Here is a 17904-nt window from a genome sequence, read left to right as displayed (position 1 = left end):
TGTCTCTATTGCTGAACTTGATACTCAAACTCAGGGATAGTCACATCAACACGGCGGTTTTGTGCGCGACCTTCACGGGTCGAGTTCGACGCCACTGGGTTATCTTCACCTTCACCTCTTACGCTAATACGCGCAGGGTCGATACCTTGATTCGCTAACGCATCAGCCACAGCTTGAGCACGCTTTTCAGACAAGGTTTGGTTATACGCTGCTGCGCCAGAAGAATCCGTATGACCAACCACTTCAACAGTCGCTTGTGGGAATTCATTCAATAGCTTAACGAACTCATCCAACTTAGCCGCACTTTCCGCTTTAAGCTCTGAGCTATTTAGCGCGAAGGTTTCAGTATCTAAAAGTGAAGTAGTGAAGGTTTTAGTCATCACTACCGGCTCTTCGACCACGACTTCTTCAACCATTTCTTCTTCCACAACGACAGGTACCGGCGCCGGTTCAGAACCACCGAATTTATATACAAAACCTAAAGTCGTGGTATTAGCAAAAGCTCGCACGATATCGTTGTTGATATCAGTCAGTGCTTGATATTCCAGACGAATAGCGCCATTTTCCATGATGTCATATTCTAACCCTAGCGCCCCTAAGAATGATGCGTCATTCTCATCGCCATAATTGACATACGCGCCGCCAAGCTTACCGTATACATCCAACGCATCGGTTAGTCCCATGCTCAGTTTAGGAGCCAGTGTAAATGCATCAACACTATCGTCATTCAGACCGGCAGCTGTAAATTTACCGAGGAAGTCCCAGCCCCCTTCAAGCGCGATAAAGTCATTGAAATCATACCCCGCGAAGATACCGCCTGATGCAGAATCGTTATCGTCGCACGATAGTCCGGCGATACATTCGTCATCTAGCCAAGAGTACCCTGCTTTAAGGCCGACATAAGGGTCTGCTAACGCGCTACCGGCGACCATGGTGAGAGATGCTGAAATAACCACTGCTAATTTTTTCATCATGAATTCCTTTAATCCATTTAACTTGAGCAAGCTTTACCAAGTAGGTACGTGCTTGTTTTCATCACTTCCAAAACGTTGCGTTTATTGATTTTAGAGAGCAACGAGAAAGAACTATAACGAGAAATAACGCTTTGAATAGGGGAAAGAAAACGCATAGAAGCACTACTATCGGCTAAATTTAGATTTTTGTAGGCCACGAGGCCTTTATGTGCAGCGGCTCGCACAAATCCGGAGATTAAATAAAATTTATTAAAATAATATAAACTTCTTATGCAATTTCTCACCCGTGACACAAGTAAAGCTAGTTCAGGCTGTGGGAAAATTCCAAAAATTTTCGCGGCATAAAAAAACCGCAGCTCAATAGCTGCGGTCTTGTCACATTTCTTACTGTTATTACTTTTTGATTACGCGTTAGCTTCACGCTCAGCAATAAAAGCCAATGCCATTTTGATGCGAGCAATACAACGCTCTTTGCCAACTAACTCCATCACAGCATCAACTGAAGGCGATTGACCACCACCCGTTACCGCTACGCGAAGTGGCATACCGATTTTACCCATGCCGATTTCTAGCTCTTCACAAACAGCAGCAATAACGTTGTCTTTAATGCTTGCCGTTTCCCACGCTTCTAGCGCTTCAACTTTAGCAAGAGCAAGTTCTAGAGGCTCTTTTGCTACGCCGCGAAGGTGTTTCTTCGCTGCGCCCGCTTCAAACTCAGAGAAATCTTCGTAGAAGTAACGGATTTGCTCAGCAAGTTCTACTAGCGTATTACAACGCTCACCTACTAATTTGATAACTTCTGTAATCGCAGGGCCATTTTCTACGTTCAGATTTTGCTGATCTAAATGCCACTGTAGATGTTCCGCCACGTATGCAGGATCAGATGTCTTGATGTAGTGGTTGTTTAACCACAATAGCTTGTCAGTGTTAAACGCAGATGCTGACTTAGAAATCGCATCAAGGCTGAACAGGTTGATCATCTCTTCTTGAGAGAAGATTTCTTGGTCACCGTGAGACCAGCCAAGACGTACTAAGTAGTTGTTTAGTGCGTTTGGTAGGTAACCTTCATCACGGTATTGCATTACTGATACAGCGCCATGACGCTTAGACAGTTTTGCACCGTCATCACCTAGGATCATTGCACAGTGAGCAAATACAGGTACAGGAGCACCTAGTGCTTCGTAAATATTGATTTGACGAGGCGTATTGTTGATGTGGTCTTCACCGCGAACAACGTGAGTGATACCCATATCCCAGTCATCAACAACTACTACGAAGTTGTAAGTTGGTGCGCCATCAGTACGACGGATGATTAGGTCATCTAACTGGCTGTTAGAAATTTCGATACGGCCACGAATTTGATCATCAAATACTACGCTGCCTTCTTTAGGGTTACGGAAACGTACCACAAATGCATCGCCTTCTTTTGCCGCTGCGTTTGCTGCAACGACTTTAGGGTGATTCGCATCGTAACGAGGCATTTCTTTTGCTGCTTCTTGCTCTGCGCGAATTTCTTCTAGCAGCTCTTTAGATGCATAACATTTGTATGCTTTATCTTCAGCAAGTAGCTTATCTACCATTTCATTGTAACGATCAAAACGCTTAGATTGGAAGTAAGGACCTTCATTCCACTCTAGACCCATCCATTGCATGCCTTCAATGATTGCATCAACCGCTTCTTGAGAGTTACGTTCTAAGTCCGTATCTTCGATACGCAGAACGAATTCACCGCCTTGGTTCTTTGCGAAAAGCCAAGAGTAAAGTGCTGTACGAGCACCACCAACGTGAAGGTAGCCAGTTGGGCTAGGAGCAAAACGAGTTTTAACCGTCATGTAAAATACCTTGATTGTCTATATGACCGCGCCGATGTCATAAACATCGGCACTAAAATTGGGCGTTATTTTATACCCAAGGGACACAAGGTGCTAGGGCTATTCAACAGTTAATAAGTAGTTATTCGTTGATATGCTGCACTGCCCACGAGATAAATGCTTGGCGTTGCTCTGGAGTTAAAGACAAATATTGCTGCTCAATACTCGCTTCTACAGCACGCATTGCTTCCCCTTCTGCTTTCTTTGTAGCTGCCACTGGTAATACTAGAGCCTCTGCTTTAGGTTTGGCCTGAATCGAAGCGTTTGAGCCAGATTGGTTATACCCCGCTAGCATTTCATTGTAATCTTTGATTAGTGCGAACGTTTGATCATAAATAATATCCATTTCAAATGGCACCGCGTTACCATTACTAGTGATACTCACTGATGGCTGCTGCTGAAATTTCTCAATAGCTCTCTCATCGCGGATTGCAAATGGTGTTTCTAAGTCTAAAGTCTGATCGCTAGCTTCAAATAACACCACCATTGGTGATGAGTTGAATTTCTTTTTACCACCATTGCTATCTACTAATGCAGTGACACGAATCAGTAGTTGATTGAGACCATTGGCGATCTTTAAATCCCCTTTGCCCTTATTCGGGATCTGATTAATCTCTTGATTAACCGCTAAAATCTCTACTCGGTTATCGGTTTTAATTGTCACTTGAGCGTGAGCCATTGCACTCATTACACAAAGAGCTACTGCGATGATTTTTTTCATTCTACTTTCTCCACAAAACATATAACGCCAACAAGCAAAATATCCCTCTCTTCGAAGCAAGAGAGGGATCAATATTAAAAGACTAATAAACTTTTATTGTTAACACTCGATTAGAATGTCCACTCTGTACCAATACGAACCATCACATCATCGTAGTCTTGACCAGTGAATGAACCGCTACCAGTACGGTATGTCCCACTGTGCTGCGCAATACGTAGGAAAGTGTATACAGAATTGAATGAGTAACCTACTTCACCACTAATACTTGAGAAGTCTAGAGTCTTATCATTTTGGTTATCCGTATCACCATCTTGGTCTGCGTAACCTAGACGGAAGTTCATGTCACCCATGTAGTAGTTAGTTTGGATTGAGTATGCAGTGATATCACGTTCTTTGTATGCACCACCAGCTTCTGTTGCTTCAAAATCAGCCGTTTTGTAAGCACCCAAGATATTCCAGTTGTCAGTTAGACGGAACTCAACACCACCAAAGTATGCTGAAGTATCACCTACTAGGTTTGCATCAAAATCAGTGTCATCAGCAGTTTCAAATGCTGCATGTAAAGTGATTTTCTCATGTGGAGTTACCGATACAGAACCACCGAAGAAGTTCGAGTCTTTATCGTTTGAGCTACCATTACCACCAGCTAAGCTGAACTTGACCATATCACCGAACATTGGAGAATCGTAACGTGCCATTTGGCTCTTACGGTCAAAGTTAAAGCGTTCACCTTCACGCCAACCGCGGTCAAACGTCATGCTTAGGTTCGAAGCAGAGTAAGGCCAGTCAACCAACTCGTACATAGGTGTCAACATACGACCAAAACGAACTGAACCCCAATCATCACCGCGGAAACCAACGAACGTATCGCGGTTACCTAGCTTAGCACCGTCATCCAATACCCAGCCTGATTCGATTTGCATGAATGCTTCAACGTCATCAGTCATGGTTTTAGCAGCACGGAAACCAACACGAGATTCGTTTTCGAATACCATACCATCAGCAGTTACTTCTTCATTGTTTTCAAATTTCTTTGAACCATAATCCACTGCTGAGATAGAAACCACACCGTACACTTCTACGTTGGCGTCGTTTGGATCGCCAAGCATGTAAGCGTTAGCGCTACCAGCGGCCATGGTAGTAGCTGCAATAGCCGCGCCTAGAAGTGTTTTCTTAAAGTGAGACATAAAATTAACCCCTTTATGTTTTTTAGTTGTTTTTCCGTTCCCCTCTCCTCACTGATTGGATTCGAGGGGAACGATTTATGGACGGGGAGCATGTTGGCAAACTTTTTTATCAGCAAAAAATTAACCCAATTAGAATCTGATCAGCTTCAAAGTGAAGAAAACAAAACAAACATAAACACCATAAAAACAAATACTTACAATCAAATATAAAAACATAAAAACGGCGATTTAGCTTTTAAGTGTCACTTTGTAACCAAATCGCGCTCAGTTCGTTATATGCATCACGCAACTTTTTGAAGAATTGACGGAACTTTATAATTCACCTAAAAAAACCTTGAAATGAGTCGCAAGAAAAAACGTCAAAATCTCTCTAACTCAAGAAAAAACCAAATCGGAAAATAGTTAATACTCATGCTTGACCTTACCCTTGAGGAAAGGTTTATCCTCAACAACAGTCAAAGTTTTGGGGATTCACCATGTATCAATACGACATTTCACTACACGGTCTCAGTTGCATGGGCTGTGCGCGGAAAGTAGAACGCTTATTAAACGAACACTTTTCAATCATTATCGAGCAGCTATCACCTACCCGCATTCAGTTACAAACAGAAGCAACGTTTTCTCAATTACAACAACAAATTGAGTCTTTAGGTTATCAAGCGGGAGAAGAGCGCCAATTTAGTTTATCTGGCTTGAGCTGTTGTAAATGCGTAAAAAAACTGACTGAGCATTTAGAATCCTCTCCTTATATAAGCAAAGTAAAGGTTTCTAAAACCGAGCTTGAGCTTTCCACCTCCTTACAAGATCAACCGATCATTGCAATGGTTGAAGAATGTGGCTATCGCGCGGCAATCCAAGCTGAAGTTGATGAAGAGGCTGTCGAAGCACAACCGCAACAAAAAACTTCAACGCCGCCAAACGCAAAAGCGACTGCGTCAGACGTAAAAACCAACCTACTAATCAGTGGGATGACTTGTGCAAGCTGCGTAGCATCTGTCGAGAAATCACTGCTAGGAGTGAGTGGTGTAAATAAAGTACAAGTCAACTTAGCAGAGCAGTCCGCTATCGTCTGGAGTGAATCATCTATTCAGCAGAATGAGCTATCTACCGCCGTGGCCAATGCTGGCTATCAAGCCCAAGTTTTAACAGACGCGAAAACCCAACAACAAAAACAGTTAGAGCAGCAATTGGCTACTCAACAGCACCACAAACGCAGCGCTTGGTTTGGTCTACTGATCGGCGGCCCATTAATGGCTTGGGGCGTATTAGGCGGCAACATGATGATTCGCAACGCGAGCGATCAGCTCACTTGGGGGATTGTCGGTATCATTTGTTTAGCCCTACTTGCAACCGCAGGCCGAAGTTTCTTTACCAACGCATGGCAAGCGCTCACCCATGGACGAGCGACTATGGATACCTTAGTGGCACTCGGCACGGGTGCCGCTTGGCTGTTTTCGATTTTGGTTGTCGTCATGCCGCATTGGTTCCCTGAAGCCTCTCGCCACGTCTACTTTGAAGCCAGTGCGATGATTATTGGCCTCATTTCACTTGGCCACTATATAGAGGCGAAAGCGAAAGCGAAAACTACCCAATCGTTACAAGCGTTAATAGACCTACAACCGAGCAAAGCAACATTGGTTACTGACTCGGGCGATCAAGAGATTGATGTAGAACAGATCCAACAAGGCATGCATATTCGGATTAAACCAGGAGAAAAGGTGCCTATTGACGGCATGATCATTCAAGGCTATTCCTATATTGACGAATCAATGCTGACTGGCGAGCCAATGCCAGTCGAGAAACAAAACGGTGATAGCATCTCGGCAGGCACACTCAACCAAGATGGCAGCTTAGTTATCGAAGCAACTGGTGTGGGTAGTGAAACCATGCTCGCGCGCATCATTCAAATGGTTCGCCAAGCACAAAGCAGTAAACCTGCGATAGCTAAACTTGCTGACCAAATTTCATCGGTGTTTGTGCCCGTGGTTGTCGCCATTGCTATTATTGCAGCCGGTGTTTGGTTTGCAGTAGGCCCAGATCCAAAAGCAAGCTACATGTTAGTCGTTGCAACAACAGTACTGATCATCGCTTGCCCTTGCGCGCTTGGCTTAGCAACGCCACTCTCTGTTACGGTTGGTGTGGGTAAAGCCGCTGAGCTGGGTATATTGATTCGGGATGCCGACGTCCTGCAATCAGCCAGTAAAATCAACACCGTCGTGTTTGATAAAACGGGAACGCTCACTCAAGGTACACCAAGCGTGGAGCGTATATTCACGCTTGACTCAACCGAGCAAGAACTCTTATCTCTGGCTGCCGGATTAGAGCAGCATTCCGAGCATCCTCTCGCCAAAGCCATCGTTGCTAAAGCAAACCAGAACGACGCTGAATTTGCCCATATTGATCAATTTAATAACCTGCGCGGCAAAGGGGTGACAGGAAGTTGGCAAGGAAAAGCCGTCTCTGTGGTATCACTTTCTCAAGCAATGAAAACTGACGTTGATTTAAGCGAGCTTTCTGGTGCAATAGTCCAATGTGAACAACAAGTGTGGACACCCGTTATCGTGACTTTAGATAACGTCGCTCAAGGCCTAATTGCAATAACAGACCCAATTAAGATTGATGCGAAGCAAGCCGTACAAGCGTTACTCGCACTGAATATCACACCGGTCATGTTGACTGGCGACAACCATTCTGTTGCTGCGGCTATCGCTGCACAGCTCGGTATTGAGCAAGTCATCTCGCAAGTATTGCCCGATGAGAAGGCCCAACATATCGAGCAACTTCAGCAGCAAGGTAAAACAGTTGCCATGATTGGCGATGGTGTCAATGATGCACCGGCACTTGCCCTAGCGGATATTGGTATTGCAATGGGAAGCGGCAGCGACGTCGCCATTGAAAGTGCGCAGATGACACTACTGAATTCTTCACCAATGTCGGTTGTAAAAGCGATCGAGCTTTCTAAAGCTACAGTGAAAAACATGAAACAGAATTTGTTTGGAGCGTTTATCTACAACTCTCTAGGCATCCCAATCGCAGCGGGCGTTCTCTTCCCTGCGTTTGGCTTTTTACTTAGCCCAGTAGTCGCAGGAGCCGCCATGGCGCTTTCTTCAATTACTGTGGTGAGCAATGCAAATAGACTAAGATTATTTGAAACGACTTATCGTTCGTAGAGGTTACTATGACTCTTAAAACCATCACTTTAGCAATGCTATTAGGCACTGCAGGTACTGCTTACGCTGCTGATGTTATCAACCATAAATCCCCATATTGTGGTTGCTGCACTGAGTGGACAAAACACATGCAAGAAGCAGGCTTTACTATTGAAGAAAAATTGCATGACGATATGAACGCGGTGAAAAAAGAACTAGGCTTATCACCTAAACTGGCTTCTTGTCATACCGCTGAAATTGGCGGTTATGTCTTTGAAGGACACATCCCAGCGGAAGACATCAAAGCCTTTCTTGCTAACCCACCTAAAAATGCCAAAGGCTTAGCCGTTCCGGGTATGCCTATGGGCTCTCCAGGTATGGAATATGGCGATGAAAAACACGCCTACTCTGTGTATGCCTACAACGAACATGGCCAAGTATTTGAGTACCGCCATTACGAAGGCAACCAATAGGTTTCAAGCGACCACAATCCAAACGCCCAGCATAGATGGGCGTTTTATTTTATGCCTGACATGACCTAAAGGTTAGCAATGCTCTCCCACATCCCATATTGGTTCATCTTGGTTTTTTAGCTCTTGAGGCACGATGTCGCGATAGCTTTCTCGATATTCCCTTGGGGATATTTTCAGCATTTGTTTAAACACCTTATTAAACTGACTGGAAGACTTAAAACCTGAACTCAGAGCGACTTGAGTAATGGTCTCGTTCCCCTCTCTAAGGGAGTCACAAGCAAGATTAATTCGAGTGTGGTTAACAAACTCAACATAACTCATTCCTAAACTCTTTTTTAGTGTTCGGTTAAGGGTCGATGTGGACATATTCAACTGATAAGCCACTTGTGACAAAGAGAGATCATCAGCGGCATTCAGCATAATAAAATTCATCACCTGATTCGACTTATCACACACCAGATAGTTCTCACTCGCGAACCTTATGGGCTGCTGTTTGAGCAGCTCAATAAACAGTGACAATATAGCTAAGAGCCTTTCCACACCCTGTTTTTCAAATACGCTGAAATACCGCTGCGTCATGCTTTGATCGAGTGGGTAAACCGCCCCTCGTCCAAATTGAATCAGCAATTGTTCAACAAACTCAAATTCAGCGATGTGCTTTAATGTCGCTAAGCAGCTTGGTTCAATATGAATATATTTAGAAAGTAGGGACTCTTTGGCATCACAATCAAGCTTGAATGAATGAGGAACGTTTGCGCCAATTAGCTGTAACTCACCACTTTTCAATATTTGCTTTTGATTGCCAATAAATGATTCAACATAGCCAGTTTCAATGAACACCATTTCCAATTCAGGGTGAAGATGAAAAGGACAAAAGAAATCTTCGCCTTGATAACTGCGACAAGTTAACGAACGTGAAGAATGAATATTGAGAACTTCAAAAACCGCTGCCATATCAATCCTTAATATGCATTTTGACGTATGAAATATGAGAACTATCAGTATCATATTAACATGACACCATGCGATATGATAAGCCGATCACACTTCATTTCAACTGGCTAAATATAGGAAAAGCTTGATTCAAAACGACAAGTTTCCAATACGAGCAATTGATGTAATGGCCTCAACAGAAAAGAGAGGTCATTATGAAAAAATTAGCCGTTATTATCTCAACCCTATTAGCAAGCCATGCTGCAAGCGCATTCCAAATTGATACTGTGGAGATTGCAAGCAAGAACACCCCTGAAAACCACAAAGCCACCGTCATCCTTCCTGATGGCTACAACCAGCAACAAGACTACCCAGTTGTCTACGTATTGCACGGTTGGAGCGGCGATTACAAAATTTGGCATGAGAACACTAGCATTGCCAAACAAGCTGACATCCATGATGTGATCATCGTCTTACCGGAAGGCAACTACGACAAATGGTACATCGATAGCCCAGTTAAAAAACGTTCTAACTATCAGACCTACGTAGGCCAAGAAGTGGTTGAGTACATAGATAAACACTTCAGCACTAAGGCAGAAAAAACGCAACGCGCCATTACTGGTTTAAGTATGGGTGGCTACGGCGCATTTAACGTTGCACTCAATCATTTAGATACGTTTGGTAATATTGGCAGCATTAGTGGCGGCTTTGAACCGAAAGACTTCCGTTACAACTGGGGGCTAGAAGAAGTATTTGGTGACTACGATAAACAGCCAACGAATTGGGACAACCGTGCAATCAAAAACATGGCTCATAAGCTGATCTTCAAAGATATCAATATCACCATTGATTGCGGAATTGACGATTTCTTTATTGAGTCGAACCGAGAACTGCACACTAAGCTACAACAGTTAGAACTAGACCACGACTATACTGAGCGTCCGGGAGGGCACACTTGGGTTTACTGGGATAACGCAATTCAATATCAAATGTTGTTCTTCAAGAATAAGTTCGACGCAGCCAAATAAGCGCTTTCCTACTGCTTTTAATAAAAACGCCCAGCAATGCTGGGCTCTCATCCTCTGAGTAGCAGCTAAGCGAATGGCTAGCTGACCAAATTCACCATCATGTCGATGTGTAAATCGTCATCATTTAAACATGGAATAAAGGTAAAGGACTCACCACCACTTTCTAAAAAGATGTCTTTGCACTCTTCTGAAATCTCTTCCAATGTTTCCAAACAATCTGCTGCGAATGCTGGCGTCATAATATCGAGTGATTTAATGCCTTTATCAGGCAGCGTTTCCAAAGTCTTATCGGTATAAGGCTGCAACCACTCTTCACGCCCAAAGCGAGATTGGTACGTCATACCTATTTGGTCATCATTCAAGCCAAGTTCTTGTTTAAGTAATTCAGTAGTCCGTTGGCAATGTTGCGGATAAATATCACCATTGTCAGCATAACGCTTTGGAATGCCGTGGTAAGAACACAGCAAGTAGTCCGCTTGGCCTTTCTTCGCCCAAGAGCGACGCACACTCTCAGCCAGCGCCTTGATATATAGAGGGTGATCATAGTAATCACGAATTAAGCGATAAGCTGGCAATACAGGCATTTTCTTAAAAGCCAATGTCATGGCATCAGACACCGCGCCCGTCGTTGTACCTGAATACTGTGGAAACAGAGGTAATACAATAACCTCTTCAACCCCTTGACTCATCAAATACTCAAATCCTTGTTGCATGCTTGGATTGCCATAAGTCATGCCAAGAGCAACGGGCATATCGACTTTTTCCGCCACTTTCGCTAGCTGGCGCTTTGAGTAGACCATCAATGGTGAACCCTCATCAAACCAGACACTTTGATAGAGCTTAGCTACCTTAGGTGAACGAATCGGTAAAATGACACCCTGCAATATTGGCTGCCAAAGAAAATCGGTAAGATCAACGACGCGCTTGTCACTGAGAAACTGTTTTAGAAATCGTTTAACGGCCGGAGCGGTTGGTGCATCTGGCGTACCTAAGTTAACCAACAATACGCCTTGTTTTTTATTGTTTTTCATCGTATCCAAATTTGCGTTATTCAAGAAGTACTAAACAGAATACTTCTCTTCCAATTCGATTCGTTTGATAAGTTCAAACGCGCGGCAGACATTCTCACATATTATTATACAAAGGCCGTTGGCCTTAAATTATCATTATTGACCTATGCTCAAGTTAGCGGGCTCAATTTAAGTTACGCACATTCAGTACGTTAGATCATTTTTCATCCATAAAAAAAGCGACCCTAAGGCCGCCTTCACTATAGCAAATTTTATCGAATATAAAATTACGCTAGTGCTTTTTCGATATCTGCACTTACTTCAGCAACTGCTTTAGTACCGTCGAATTTCAGGTACTTAGTGTTGCCCGCTTCTGCTTCTTTACCATAGTAAGAGATTAGCGGTGCAGTTTGATCATGGTAAACGCCTAGACGAGCACGTACTGTCTCTTCTTTGTCGTCATCACGTACAACTAGGTCTTCACCTGTTACGTCATCTTTACCTTCAACTTTTGGCGGGTTGTACACAACGTGGTAAGTACGACCTGAAGTAAGGTGAGCACGACGACCAGCCATACGCTCTACGATTACATCGTCAGCAACGTCGAATTCGATAACGTAATCTACGTTAACACCCATTTCTTTTAGGCCATCAGCCTGTGGGATAGTGCGTGGGAAACCGTCCAGTAGGAAGCCTTTTTCACAATCATCTTGAGCGATACGCTCTTTGATTAGGCCAAGGATGATTTCATCAGAAACTAGCTGACCAGCGTCAATAACAGCTTTAGCTTGTTTACCAAGCTCAGTACCTGCTTTGATAGCAGCACGTAGCATGTCACCAGTAGAGATTTGCGGAATACCGTATTTATCCATGATGAAATTTGCTTGTGTGCCTTTACCTGCACCTGGAGCACCTAGAAGAATGATGCGCATGTTATATCCTCTTTTGTTTTAAAATGTATACCGAAGCTCACAATCCTTTGCACTTACGCGAGTAAGGCGACGGTAAGTTTCGGTATAAACCCAGTCTATGGGCGTTTCGTTTCGGCGAGCAAAATACACGCCTTATTACTCACATTCAAGCCCTCGATTCTACCACAAATTCACGTGGCGACGACTCAAATAAGACTAAAGAATGTTTATCCCGCTCAAGATAAAGCAAAGCGTATAGTGGTTTAACGATATTGCGCCACTTTGCACGAACATCAAACAAAAAGCCCGCAAAATGCGAGCTTTTTCATACCAGTTAAGAGATTACACCTTAGTCAAAAGCGTATTAATTGCGCCTAAGAATTGAGATGGGTCTTCCATCGAACCACGCTCTGCAAGCATCGCTTGACCAAGCAGTACTTCAACCCAACGGCCAAACGCTTCTTCGTCAGCTTCATCGGCCATACGCTTAACCAATTCGTGGTTTGGGTTAATCTCAAAGATGTACTTCACTTCAGGAGCAGCTTGACCGGCAGCTTCAAGCAGCTTAGCCATTTGCGTCCCCATATCAAAGTCGTCAGTGACCACAACCGCAGGTGTTGTCGCTAACTTAAAGGTTGTACGTACTTCTTTTACGCGCTCACCTAAGTACTCTTTGGTACGATCGACAACAGACTTAAACTCTTCTTCGGTTTCTTTCTGTTTTTCTTTGTCCGCTTCATCTTCAAACTGACTAAGATCAAGACCCGCTTTGGTGATTGACTGGAACTGCTTACCATCAAATTCCGTTAGGTAGTTCATTAGCCATTCGTCGATGCGGTCAAACATCAAGATAACTTCGATGCCTTTTGCTTTGAACTGTTCCAAGTGTGGGCTGTTCTTCGCTGCTGCGTAGCTATCTGCTGTTAAGAAGTAAATCTTATCTTGACCTTCTTTCATGCGCTCTACGTAGCCATTTAGACCAACAGTTTGCTCAGCGGAATCCGTTGAAGTCGACGCAAAACGAAGTAGTGCAGCAACTTTCTCTTTGTTCGCCATGTCTTCCGCAGGGCCTTCTTTTAGCACTAGGCCAAACTCTTTCCAGAACGATTGGTATTTCTCTTCATCGTTCTTCGCCATGCGCTCAAGCATAGTAAGTACGCGCTTAGTACAAGCATTACGTAGTGATTGCGTCACTTTGTTGTCTTGTAGAATTTCACGCGATACGTTGAGTGGAAGGTCGTTTGAATCAATCAAACCACGCACAAAGCGTAGGTAAGATGGCATAAACTGCTCAGCATCATCCATGATGAATACGCGCTGCACGTACAGTTTTAGACCCGATTTATGGTCACGATTCATCATATCCCAAGGCGCTTTCGCTGGGATGTAAAGTAGGCTGGTGTAGTCGTTTTTACCTTCTACGCGGTTATGGCTCCACAATAGCGGATCAGCAAAGTCGTGCGAAACGTGCTTGTAGAACTCTTGGTATTCTTCATCTGTGATATCAGATTTGTTACGTGTCCAAAGAGCTTGAGCTTTGTTGATTTGCTCCCACTTCTTCTCGCCAGTTTCTTTACCTTCTTCATCGCGCTCTGCGGTTTGAATAGAAACTGGGATGCCGATGTGATCAGAGTATTTACCAATCACTTCACGCAAACGCCACTCATTTAAGAACTCTTTACCTTCTTCGCGCATGTGCAGCACGATATCAGTACCGCGAGTCTCTTTGGTGATGTCTTCGATGGTGTACTCACCTTCACCCGCAGAGTGCCATTGTACAGCTTGGTCAGAGTTAAGACCGGCAGCACGAGTGCGTACTGTCACCGCGTCAGCAACAATAAATGCAGAATAGAAACCGACACCAAACTGGCCGATAAGCTGAGAATCTTTGCTTTGATCTTCAGACAGTTTAGAGAAAAATTCAGCCGTACCTGACTTAGCAATCGTACCTAAATGCTCAATCACATCTTCACGACTCATACCGATACCATTGTCAGAAATGGTCAAGGTGTTAGATTGCTCGTCAAACGTCAGTTTAACGCCAAGGTCTGCATCACCTTGGTACAAGTCCGGATTTGATAATGCTTGAAAGCGTAATTTGTCTGACGCATCAGAAGCGTTAGAAATCAACTCACGCAAAAAAATCTCTTTGTTTGAGTACAGTGAGTGGATCATTAAATGAAGTAGCTGTTTTACTTCAGACTGAAAGCCACGAGTTTCTTTGTTGTGATTTGCGGTTTCGCTCATGTTTACTCCATAACATCTATACTTATCAGGCCTCTAGAATAACTCTGGAGCGCACAGGATGATGATTGCTAATAAACATGAGGGTGAGAAATGTAAATTCAAGGTCAAAAATTATAAAAACAATGTTTTTTTGATTTTCAATTGTCTATCCTGCCGCTACTCGACAGCAATTCTCTGGATGGACGTTTGCCGTTTTCTATGGGGTAACACACCGCAAGAACACGAAGTCAAAAATTATAAAAACAGTGTTTTTTTGAATTTTAATTGACTATCCTACGGCGTAATAATCCATCATATAAGATTGAGACTCTTTCGGGTGGTATTTAAGACCTTCCATAAGGCCAAACTAAATGAGTAATATCGGTACTAAGTTTAATCTAGCGAACACATTTACGTTCGATCCAAACACCAACTCGCTGCTTGAACAGCAAAACGAAGAAATCATTCGCCTTGGCAGCAATGAGAGTCGCATCCTTCTACTTCTTTGTGAGAAGCCTAATCAAGTTATTTCTCGCAATGATTTGCATGACTTTGTTTGGCGCGAACAAGGCTTTGAGGTGGATGACTCTAGCTTAACTCAAGCCATCTCTACTTTGCGCAAGCTGCTAAAAGATTCGACCAAATCACCTGAGTTCGTCAAAACTGTGCCTAAGCGCGGCTATCAGCTCATTTGTTCTGTAGAACGAACAACACCAATCATGAGCGGTGATGAATCTCCGCTAGAACAAACTGAAGAAGAGATTACAGAGGGCACACCAGAGCCGGAAATCAATCTTGCTGAAGATATCGAACGTGAGGTCGAAATTTCTCCGGTTGTAACTGAGAAGAGCACCGAGAAACGAAAACCATGGCTGATTAAAGCTGCGATCGCTATTGCATTAGCTCTTCCTTTATTGGCGCTAATGATTGAACGCCCAATTGAATCGCAGTTTAGGCAACTGGCAGTTTATGACAATGTTGAAGTTAAAACTCCGGTGAACCACCCTGACCTTTCCCCATGGGAATCCGTGATTGAGCGTTGTGTTGCTCAGTACAGTCGCTCTCACTCAGGTAATGTCGCACCTGTTGAAGTGATTGCCACAGGCGGACAGAACAACCAGCTTGTTCTTAACTATATCCATCGCCTAGAACATTCAGGGGAAAACGTCACTGTTCGTGTGTTTTCCGAGCAAGATAACTTAGCCGATTTGTGTCAGTAGGGAGTGTAAAATGAATCAAAAAATGGCATTAGCCCTACTTGCCCTTTCAGCGCTGTTCAGCGGCTGGCTTTATTGGGGCAGTGATATTCAAGTAGAAAAAACCATCACTTCTAAAGAATGGCAATCGAAGATGGTGACGTTTATTAATGGCGACATGCAAGAAGATGCGGTTGGCCCATTACGCCGAGTTGATGTAGTTTCAAACGTAAAATATTTGCCAAATGGTACGTATATCCGTGTTGCAACCGTTCGACTATACGCGAGCGATAAGCAGAGCGATGGTGTAATCAATATCTCTGAAACTGGCGACTGGGAAATCAGTGACAATTATTTACTGATATCACCAACTCAGTTTAAAGATGTTTCTTCTGCGCAAAGCAAAGACTTTACTCCGGTTCAGCTAAAACTGATCACGCAAATCTTTAAAATGGATGCGCAGCAAAGTCGTCGCATTGATATTGTTAATGAAAAGACGTTACTTTTGACTAGCCTAAGTCACGGTTCTACGGTACTTTTCTCTAATTAGCACTCAATGATACAAGGGAGCATGATGCTCCCTTTTTATTTGCCATGGATTGGATTCATTCTGTTGGGCTGTTTTTCGGCTCACTCTCAGCAAACACCCTTGCCGCGCTGTCTGGTGGTGGAGCGGGTTTATTGCAGTTCCCTCTTCTGCTGTTTTTAGGGTTACCTTTTTCTGTGGCTTTAGCCACGCACAAAGTCGCCAGTGTCGCTTTGGGATTAGGTGCAGCAGCCACGCACATAAAGCAAAAAACCATTAAACTGAATCACGCCTTGTACGTCATTGCTGTTGGCAGTATTGGGGTGGTTATTGGTGCCAATATTATTTTGCTCATCCCAGAGCACATCGCTGAGAAAATGTTGGGGGCGATGATTCTAGCTCTTGGCATCTATTCTCGTTGTAAAAAGCAGCTCGGCCAATCTGAACAGCCAATCCATAGAAACACCTTAGGTTGGATTATTGGTGGCATGGGTTTGATGCTGATTGGCATTATCAATGGCTCTCTTACCGCAGGCTCTGGACTATTGGTGACACTGTTTCTGGTGCGTTGGTTTGGTTACAGCTATAAACAAGCGGTCGCATTGACCATGATTTGCGTCGGACTGTTTTGGAATGGGATTGGTGGCGCAGCGGTTGCTCAAGCTGGCGCACCTATTTACTGGCCTTGGCTACCAATTTTATTATTGGGTTCTTTCTTTGGCGGTAGCCTTGGCGCTTACCTATCAACGCGCTATAGCAATAAAGTGATCAAGGTTTGTTTTGAAATTTTAACCTTACTCGTTGGACTAAAACTGCTGATTTAGAGGATTTATGGATAAAGCAATCATCAACATTTACTACTGCCGACAATGCAATTGGATGCTACGTTCAACTTGGCTAAGCCAAGAGCTTCTGCATACGTTTAGTGAAGAAATTGAAAGCGTTTCTTTGCATCCTGATACTGGCGGGCGATTCGAGATCCACTGCAATGGTCAATTAATTTGGGAAAGAAAAAGAGACGGCGGCTTCCCAGAAGCAAAAGTGCTCAAGCAAAGGGTGAGGGATGTGATTGACCCAGAGCGCGATCTGGGTCATTCAGACAGCAAATAAACACTAGCTCAGTGTCGTTTCTACCAGAGTATCACCTTCAAAGCTCACGACTTTAATTATGTTATCTTCAAGTAAGCCATAACTGGCTGCATGACCATTACGTGGGAAAGTGACTGAACCCGGGTTAAAGATAAATTGCTCACCATCGAGCTCAGCAACTGGGATATGGGTGTGACCATGTACAATCACATCACCTTGCTTGAGTGGTGGGCGTTTAGCGCTGTTATAAAGGTGACCGTGAGTAACGAACAAGCGCTGACCTGTCGGTAATAGCACCCAAGCGTAGTCTGTCATCATTGGAAACGACAATAACATTTGGTCCACTTCACTATCGCAATTGCCGCGCACAGCAATAATGCGATCTGCATATTGATTGAGTAGCTCAGCTACCGCAGGTGGGTTATAACCTTCTGGCACTGGGTTTCTTGGCCCATGGTTTAGCACATCACCAACAAGAACCAATGTCTCCACGCCTGACTTTTCAAATTCAGCAATGACTTGCTCGGTTGCAGGCAAACTACCATGCAGATCTGAGGCAAAAAATAATTTCACAACATCACACTCCTCAAAAATAATTGAGGCTATTCTA

16 protein-coding genes are annotated in these 17904 nt (G+C 43.8%); 7 read left to right on the top strand and 9 right to left on the bottom strand.

Translation table 11 applies throughout. The features are described 5' to 3' along the window. Positions 1–5: 5 nt before the first annotated feature. The 4 genes from OH461_RS00825 to OH461_RS00810 all read right to left on the bottom strand — a co-directional run bounded on the left by OH461_RS00825 (position 6) and on the right by OH461_RS00810 (position 4753). A complete protein-coding gene (locus OH461_RS00825) occupies positions 6–971 on the bottom strand; it encodes an OmpA family protein (protein ID WP_270019826.1) in 966 nt (321 codons plus the stop codon). A gap of 407 nt (positions 972–1378) precedes the next feature. Then, positions 1379–2806, bottom strand: coding sequence for a glutamate--tRNA ligase (gene gltX / locus OH461_RS00820; protein ID WP_270018783.1), 1428 nt, complete (start codon positions 2804–2806; stop codon positions 1379–1381). 121 nt (positions 2807–2927) lie between these two features. Continuing rightward, positions 2928–3566 carry a DUF2057 family protein gene (locus OH461_RS00815; RefSeq protein ID WP_270018782.1) on the bottom strand — a complete coding sequence of 213 codons (639 nt, stop codon included), beginning with the start codon at positions 3564–3566 and terminating at the stop codon, positions 2928–2930. Between the two features lie 110 nt (positions 3567–3676). Further along, positions 3677–4753 carry a porin gene (locus OH461_RS00810; RefSeq protein WP_270018781.1) on the bottom strand — a complete coding sequence of 359 codons (1077 nt, stop codon included), beginning with the start codon at positions 4751–4753 and terminating at the stop codon, positions 3677–3679. 476 nt (positions 4754–5229) lie between these two features. On the opposite strand from OH461_RS00810, the gene OH461_RS00805 reads away from it, so the two are divergent. Together OH461_RS00805 and OH461_RS00800 are read left to right on the top strand one after the other, a co-directional pair. Beyond that, entirely contained in the window at positions 5230–7923 is a 2694-nt protein-coding gene (locus OH461_RS00805) for a heavy metal translocating P-type ATPase (protein ID WP_270018780.1), read from the top strand. 8 nt (positions 7924–7931) lie between these two features. Beyond that, positions 7932–8375 carry a DUF411 domain-containing protein gene (locus OH461_RS00800; protein ID WP_270018779.1) on the top strand — a complete coding sequence of 148 codons (444 nt, stop codon included), beginning with the start codon at positions 7932–7934 and terminating at the stop codon, positions 8373–8375. A gap of 72 nt (positions 8376–8447) precedes the next feature. On the opposite strand, the gene OH461_RS00795 is transcribed toward OH461_RS00800, so the two are convergent. Then, entirely contained in the window at positions 8448–9329 is an 882-nt protein-coding gene (locus OH461_RS00795; protein WP_270018778.1) for an AraC family transcriptional regulator, read from the bottom strand. A 194-nt stretch (positions 9330–9523) separates the two neighbouring features. Here OH461_RS00795 and OH461_RS00790 point away from each other — a divergent pair, with 194 nt between their 5' ends. Next, complete coding sequence (locus OH461_RS00790) at positions 9524–10336, top strand: alpha/beta hydrolase (RefSeq protein ID WP_270018777.1); 813 nt, start codon at positions 9524–9526, stop codon at positions 10334–10336. A 77-nt stretch (positions 10337–10413) separates the two neighbouring features. Here OH461_RS00790 and hemH read toward each other — a convergent pair whose 3' ends face one another. The 3 genes from hemH to htpG form a co-directional block, all read right to left on the bottom strand. Then, complete coding sequence (gene hemH, locus OH461_RS00785; protein WP_270018776.1) at positions 10414–11367, bottom strand: ferrochelatase; 954 nt, start codon at positions 11365–11367, stop codon at positions 10414–10416. A gap of 266 nt (positions 11368–11633) precedes the next feature. Continuing rightward, a complete protein-coding gene (gene adk, locus OH461_RS00780) occupies positions 11634–12278 on the bottom strand; it encodes an adenylate kinase (protein WP_270018775.1) in 645 nt (214 codons plus the stop codon). Positions 12279–12599: 321 nt separating this feature from the next. Beyond that, positions 12600–14504, bottom strand: a complete 1905-nt coding sequence (htpG, locus tag OH461_RS00775; protein WP_270018774.1) for a molecular chaperone HtpG — start codon at positions 14502–14504, stop codon at positions 12600–12602. Positions 14505–14854: 350 nt separating this feature from the next. On the opposite strand from htpG, the gene OH461_RS00770 reads away from it, so the two are divergent. From OH461_RS00770 to OH461_RS00755, 4 genes are read left to right on the top strand one after another with little or no spacing between them, the layout of a single operon-like run. After that, entirely contained in the window at positions 14855–15703 is an 849-nt protein-coding gene (locus tag OH461_RS00770) for a winged helix-turn-helix domain-containing protein (protein WP_270018773.1), read from the top strand. A gap of 10 nt (positions 15704–15713) precedes the next feature. Then, positions 15714–16229, top strand: a complete 516-nt coding sequence (locus OH461_RS00765) for a regulatory protein ToxS (protein WP_270018772.1) — start codon at positions 15714–15716, stop codon at positions 16227–16229. 44 nt (positions 16230–16273) lie between these two features. Next, complete coding sequence (locus tag OH461_RS00760; protein ID WP_270018771.1) at positions 16274–17029, top strand: sulfite exporter TauE/SafE family protein; 756 nt, start codon at positions 16274–16276, stop codon at positions 17027–17029. A 7-nt stretch (positions 17030–17036) separates the two neighbouring features. Then, positions 17037–17315, top strand: coding sequence for a SelT/SelW/SelH family protein (locus OH461_RS00755; RefSeq protein ID WP_270018770.1), 279 nt, complete (start codon positions 17037–17039; stop codon positions 17313–17315). 3 nt (positions 17316–17318) lie between these two features. On the opposite strand, the gene yfcE is transcribed toward OH461_RS00755, so the two are convergent. After that, positions 17319–17867: a phosphodiesterase gene (gene yfcE / locus OH461_RS00750; RefSeq protein WP_270018769.1), complete on the bottom strand. Its 549-nt coding sequence runs from the start codon at positions 17865–17867 to the stop codon at positions 17319–17321. Positions 17868–17904 lie beyond the last annotated feature (37 nt).

The organism is Vibrio sp. LaRot3 (assembly GCF_027587025.1).
Classification (GTDB): Bacteria; Pseudomonadota; Gammaproteobacteria; order Enterobacterales; family Vibrionaceae; genus Vibrio.
Note: the sequence above shows the minus strand (reverse complement) of the source record. Positions and strands in the feature narration are given on the sequence as shown.

Excerpts from the sequence above, each read along its gene's own strand:
- OH461_RS00825 (WP_270019826.1), bottom strand. The coding sequence starts at position 971 with ATGAAAAAATTAGCAGTGGTTATTTCAGCATCTCTCACCATGGTCGCC.
- gltX (WP_270018783.1), bottom strand. The coding sequence starts at position 2,806 with ATGACGGTTAAAACTCGTTTTGCTCCTAGCCCAACTGGCTACCTTCAC.
- OH461_RS00815 (WP_270018782.1), bottom strand. The coding sequence starts at position 3,566 with ATGAAAAAAATCATCGCAGTAGCTCTTTGTGTAATGAGTGCAATGGCT.
- OH461_RS00810 (WP_270018781.1), bottom strand. The coding sequence starts at position 4,753 with ATGTCTCACTTTAAGAAAACACTTCTAGGCGCGGCTATTGCAGCTACT.
- OH461_RS00805 (WP_270018780.1), top strand. The coding sequence starts at position 5,230 with ATGTATCAATACGACATTTCACTACACGGTCTCAGTTGCATGGGCTGT.
- OH461_RS00800 (WP_270018779.1), top strand. The coding sequence starts at position 7,932 with ATGACTCTTAAAACCATCACTTTAGCAATGCTATTAGGCACTGCAGGT.
- OH461_RS00795 (WP_270018778.1), bottom strand. The coding sequence starts at position 9,329 with ATGGCAGCGGTTTTTGAAGTTCTCAATATTCATTCTTCACGTTCGTTA.
- OH461_RS00790 (WP_270018777.1), top strand. The coding sequence starts at position 9,524 with ATGAAAAAATTAGCCGTTATTATCTCAACCCTATTAGCAAGCCATGCT.
- hemH (WP_270018776.1), bottom strand. The coding sequence starts at position 11,367 with ATGAAAAACAATAAAAAACAAGGCGTATTGTTGGTTAACTTAGGTACG.
- adk (WP_270018775.1), bottom strand. The coding sequence starts at position 12,278 with ATGCGCATCATTCTTCTAGGTGCTCCAGGTGCAGGTAAAGGCACACAA.
- htpG (WP_270018774.1), bottom strand. The coding sequence starts at position 14,504 with ATGAGCGAAACCGCAAATCACAACAAAGAAACTCGTGGCTTTCAGTCT.
- OH461_RS00770 (WP_270018773.1), top strand. The coding sequence starts at position 14,855 with ATGAGTAATATCGGTACTAAGTTTAATCTAGCGAACACATTTACGTTC.
- OH461_RS00765 (WP_270018772.1), top strand. The coding sequence starts at position 15,714 with ATGAATCAAAAAATGGCATTAGCCCTACTTGCCCTTTCAGCGCTGTTC.
- OH461_RS00760 (WP_270018771.1), top strand. The coding sequence starts at position 16,274 with ATGGATTGGATTCATTCTGTTGGGCTGTTTTTCGGCTCACTCTCAGCA.
- OH461_RS00755 (WP_270018770.1), top strand. The coding sequence starts at position 17,037 with ATGGATAAAGCAATCATCAACATTTACTACTGCCGACAATGCAATTGG.